The 4,926-nt window shown below is 60.8% G+C and carries 3 protein-coding genes and 1 pseudogene; 3 read left to right on the top strand and 1 reads right to left on the bottom strand.

All coding sequences use genetic code 11. From position 1 onward, the window contains the following. A partial coding sequence (locus tag OQK_RS11260) for an acyl-CoA thioesterase (protein ID WP_016772478.1) occupies positions 1-322 on the bottom strand: 322 nt, incomplete at its 3' end. A 377-nt stretch (positions 323-699) separates the two neighbouring features. Between OQK_RS11260 and OQK_RS11265 the strand changes: the two genes are divergently transcribed. From OQK_RS11265 to OQK_RS11275, 3 genes and pseudogenes are all read left to right on the top strand, one after another. Continuing rightward, a complete protein-coding gene (locus OQK_RS11265) occupies positions 700-1,998 on the top strand; it encodes an MFS transporter (protein WP_016772479.1) in 1,299 nt (432 codons plus the stop codon). A gap of 240 nt (positions 1,999-2,238) precedes the next feature. Next, positions 2,239-3,237: a phosphate ABC transporter substrate-binding protein PstS gene (locus tag OQK_RS11270; protein WP_016772480.1), complete on the top strand. Its 999-nt coding sequence runs from the start codon at positions 2,239-2,241 to the stop codon at positions 3,235-3,237. A gap of 219 nt (positions 3,238-3,456) precedes the next feature. Next, a pseudogene (locus OQK_RS11275) lies at positions 3,457-4,926 on the top strand (ABC transporter permease subunit); the annotation flags it as partial.

Genomic DNA, 4,926 nt, shown 5'->3' on the forward strand with positions numbered 1-4,926 from the left:
GCCATTCGCTGGAGAGTGGGTCATCGCTCCACACTTCGACCATCATCTGGATCGAGCTGCGGCCGATTTCCAGGGTCTGGGTATAAAAGGACAATTGCGCGCCGACCGCGACCGGGACGAGAAACGCCATGCGGTCGATGGCGACAGTGGCAACGCGGCCACCGGCCACCCGGCTGGCCATGGCGGTGCCGGCCAGATCCATCTGCGCGACCAGCCAGCCGCCGAAAATATCGCCAAAGCCGTTGGTTTCGCGGGGAAGTGCGGTGATTTGCAGGGCCAGGTCGCCCTGTGGGATCGGATCTTCTTGTTCGAGCTCTATCATGCCGAGGGGCCTCTGACCCGTGACTCTTCGTGGGTATTGCGGGTGGTAGCCGTCTTCAAGAAAAACGATTCAACACCGAACACACTGCGTTCGTCACGTTTTCCATCAGGCGCCTAAAGGGAAACTCTGCGAAAAAGGCTAAATCCCGAGCAAAGGACGGGCCAACAACGTTTTCGCACAGCAACCTCTTACAAATCCTGCGCAGGTGGCGAGTATATCGGTCGATAGACCCCGCGACGACCACCCGGTTCTGATTTCGACCGTCAATTACGCGCCTCTATGTGCTTTTTCGAACAATTTGCTATGGTGCCGAACCTGTCCGAGCCACCGCCAGCGTTGTTGTGGCGACAGATTCGACTATAAGAGAAGCCCTTGCCATGACCACAGCGCCTTCGAGCCTCGCGCAGCCCGAGCAACCCGCACGACCGTTGACCCGCAATGATTACAAGACTCTGTCGCTGTCCGCCCTCGGCGGGGCGCTGGAGTTCTACGATTTCATCATCTTCGTCTTCTTCGCCACCGTCGTCGGCAAGCTGTTCTTCCCGGCCGACATGCCCGAGTGGCTGCGCTTGATGCAGACCTTCGGCATCTTTGCTGCGGGCTATCTGGCGCGCCCTTTGGGCGGCATCGTCATGGCGCACTTCGGTGACCTGCTGGGGCGCAAGAAAATGTTCACCCTGAGCATTTTCATGATGGCCGTGCCAACCCTGATCATGGGCCTGCTGCCGACCTACGCGCAGATCGGCATCTGGGCGCCGATCCTGTTGCTGCTGATGCGGGTGATCCAGGGCGCGGCGATTGGCGGCGAGGTGCCGGGAGCGTGGGTCTTCGTTTCCGAACACGTACCGCAAAAGCACATCGGTTATGCCTGCGGCACGCTCACCAGCGGTTTGACTGCCGGTATCCTCCTCGGCTCGCTGGTCGCCACGGCGATCAACAGCATTTATACGCCAGCCGAAGTGTCGGATTACGCCTGGCGGATCCCGTTCCTGCTCGGCGGCGTGTTCGGCCTGTTCTCGGTATACCTGCGTCGCTGGCTGCACGAAACTCCGGTGTTCGCCGAACTGCAACTGCGCAAGGCACTGGCAGAAGAAGTGCCGTTGCGCGCGGTGCTGCGGGATCATCGCGGCGCCATCGCCATTTCGATGCTGCTGACCTGGCTGCTGTCGGCCGGCGTCGTCGTAGTGATCCTGATGACCCCGACCGTGCTGCAAACGGTCTACCACTTCTCGCCGACCACGGCGCTGCAAGCCAACAGCCTGGCCATCGTCTTCCTCAGTCTCGGCTGCATTGGCGCCGGCGCACTGGCTGATCGCTTCGGCGCCGGTCGCGTATTCGTGTTCGGTTGCCTGGGCCTGCTGATCAGCTCCTGGACCTTCTACCACAGCCTCGCCGACCACCCGGACTGGCTGTTCCCGCTGTACGCACTGACCGGTTTGCTGGTCGGTACCATCGGCGCGGTGCCGTACGTGATGGTCAAAGCGTTCCCGCCGGTGGTTCGCTTCAGTGGCTTGTCGTTCTCGTACAACGTCGCGTACGCGATCTTCGGTGGCTTGACGCCGATGGTGGTGAGCCTGCTGCTGAAGGAAAGCGCGATGGGGCCTGCTTACTATGTGGCAGTGCTGTGCGGGATGGGGATTCTGGTCGGGGCGTGGCTCTGGAAGAAGGGGCGTTGATTTTCTCTCCCGCCTGATCGTTCCCACGCTCCGCGTGGGAACGCATCCTGTGACGCTCCGCGTCACGTCTCAAATGCGGACGCAGAGCGTCCATGGCGGCGTTCCCACGCAGAGCGTGGGAACGATCTGTCGCGACATGCTGGCCTTTCATCCAATTGTCATATTTCAGCCATAGAGTGTTCACATGGCCTGCTGATACTTGGCCCCGACTTAACACACCCTATCTGCTAGGAGTAAGGCATGAAACTGAAGCGTTTGATGGCGGCAATGACTTTTGTCGCTGCTGGCGTTGCGACTGCCAACGCGTTCGCCGCTGTTGACCCTGCTATCCCGAGCTACACCAAGACCACTGGTGTGTCGGGCAACCTGTCCAGCGTCGGTTCCGATACCCTGGCCAACCTCATGACCCTGTGGGCTGAGAACTACAAAAAAGAATACCCGAACGTCAACATCCAGATTCAGGCTGCCGGTTCTTCCACCGCGCCACCTGCACTCACCGAAGGCACCGCCAACCTGGGCCCGATGAGCCGCAAGATGAAGGACAACGAACTGCAGGCTTTCGAACAGAAGTACGGCTACAAGCCGACGGCGATCCCGGTTGCCGTGGATGCCCTGGCCGTGTTCGTGCACAAGGACAACCCGATCAAGCACCTGACCATGGCTCAGGTCGATGCGATCTTCTCCTCGACGCGCCTGTGCGGTGCCAAAGCTGACGTCAAGACCTGGGGTGACCTGGGCGTGACCGGTGACCTGGCCAACAAGCCGGTTCAGCTGTTCGGCCGTAACTCGGTGTCCGGCACTTACGGCTACTTCAAGGAAGAAGCCCTGTGCAAAGGCGACTACAAGCCGAACGTCAACGAACAACCAGGTTCGGCGTCGGTGGTGCAGTCGATCAGCAGCTCGCTTAACGGCGTCGGCTACTCGGGCATCGGCTACAAAACTGCCAGCGTGAAAACCGTCGCCCTGGCCAAGAAAGAAGGCGGCGAGTTCATCGAAGACACCGAAGAAAACGCCCTGAACGGCAAGTATCCGCTGTCGCGCTTCCTCTACGTTTACGTCAACAAAGCCCCGAACAAGCCTCTGGCCCCGCTGGAAGCCGAGTTCGTGAAGCTGGTGCTGTCGAAACAGGGCCAGGAAGTGGTAGTGAAAGACGGCTACATCCCGCTGCCAGCCAAGGTTGCCGCCAAGGCACTGGCTGACCTCGGTCTGCAAGAAGGCGGCGCTGTCGCCAAGAAGTAACACCCTGAGGCCGGCCTGAAGCCGGACTCCTGTGGGAGCGAGCCTGCTCGCGAAGGGGGGGCACATGCAGCATCGATGTGACTGACCCGACGCCTTGGCGAACAGACGCGCTCCTGCAACCACCAAATTTTCGACTCCGCTGCCGGACTTCCGGCTGGCGGATTTGCTGCGTCACTGCACTGTCATCTTTCTGTCATACAGGATCGCTAGGGTGTGCGCATGAATGATCTGGCCAATTCCCCAATGACTACGTCTTCCCCTCCCAAGCGCATTGATTTCAATACGCCTGAGCTGCAACGCAAGCGCCGCATCCGCGCGCTCAAGGATCGCTTCACCCGTTGGTACGTCCTCGTCGGCGGCCTGGCGGTGCTGGCGGCCATCACCCTGATCTTCTTCTTCCTCGCTTACGTTGTAGCGCCGTTGTTTCAAGGTGCCGACCTGACCGCGAAAGACTCGATCACCCCGGCCTGGATGCAGGACGCGGGCAAGCCGCTGATGATCTCGCTCGAAGAGCAGAATCAGGTGGCCATGCGTGTATCCGACAAGGGCCAGGCGCTGTTCTTCGATCTCGACAGTGGCGCTGAATTGAGGCGTGTCGATCTGCCGCTGCCTGCGGGCGCTACCGTGACATCTATTGGCGAAGACCAGCCGGGTCATCCGCTGGTGGCCGTGGGGCTGTCCAACGGTCAGGCGCTGGTGTTCCGTCATACCTATAAAGTCAGCTACCCCGATGGCAAGAAAACCATCAGCCCGGCCATCGAATATCCCTATGGCGAAGCACCGATCGCGCTGAACGAAAGCGGCGGCGCGCTGGAGCATGTCAGCCTCAATGCCACCGACTCGACGCTGATGCTGGTCGGCTCCACCGGCTCGCAACTCAATGTGCTGTCGCTGACCAGCGAAGAAAACATGATGACCGGCGAGGTCACCAACGAGCAGACGCGCATCGATCTGCCGCAGATGACCGAGCCGGTGAAAAACATCTTCGTCGACCCGCGCCAGCAGTGGCTGTACGTGGTCAACGGGCGTGCCCAGGCCGACGTGTTCAGCCTGCGCGACAAGAGCCTCAACGGGCGCTACAAACTGCTGGAAAACGCTGACGCCCAAGTCACTGCCACCGCGCAGCTGGTCGGCGGTATCTCGCTGATCGTCGGCGATTCCAAGGGCGGTCTGGCCCAGTGGTTCATGGCCCGCGATACCGATGGCGAGCAGCGTCTGAAGCAGATCCGCACCTTCCAGATGGGCACCACGCCGATCGTTGAAATCGCTGCCGAAGAGCGCCGCAAAGGCTTCCTCGCCCTTGATGCCAGCGGCAAGCTCGGCGTGTTCCACAGCACTGCACACCGCACGTTGCTGGTCGATCAGGTGGTTGAAGGCCAGGGCCTGTTCGGTCTGTCGCCGCGCGCCAACCGAGTGATCGTCGAAGCCGGCGGCAAGCTGCAGCCGTTGCTGCTCGACAATCCGCATCCGGAAGTATCGTGGAGCGCGCTGTGGAGCAAGGTCTGGTACGAGAACTACGACGAGCCTAAATACGTCTGGCAGTCGACCGCCGCCAACACCGATTTCGAACCGAAACTGAGCCTCTCGCCACTGACCTTCGGCACTCTGAAGGCCGCGTTCTACGCCATGCTGCTGGCCGCACCATTGGCCGTCGCTGCGGCGATCTACACCGCGTACTTCATGGCCCCG

Source organism: Pseudomonas sp. R62, assembly GCF_000257605.1.
Lineage (GTDB): Bacteria > Pseudomonadota > Gammaproteobacteria > Pseudomonadales > Pseudomonadaceae > Aquipseudomonas > Aquipseudomonas atacamensis.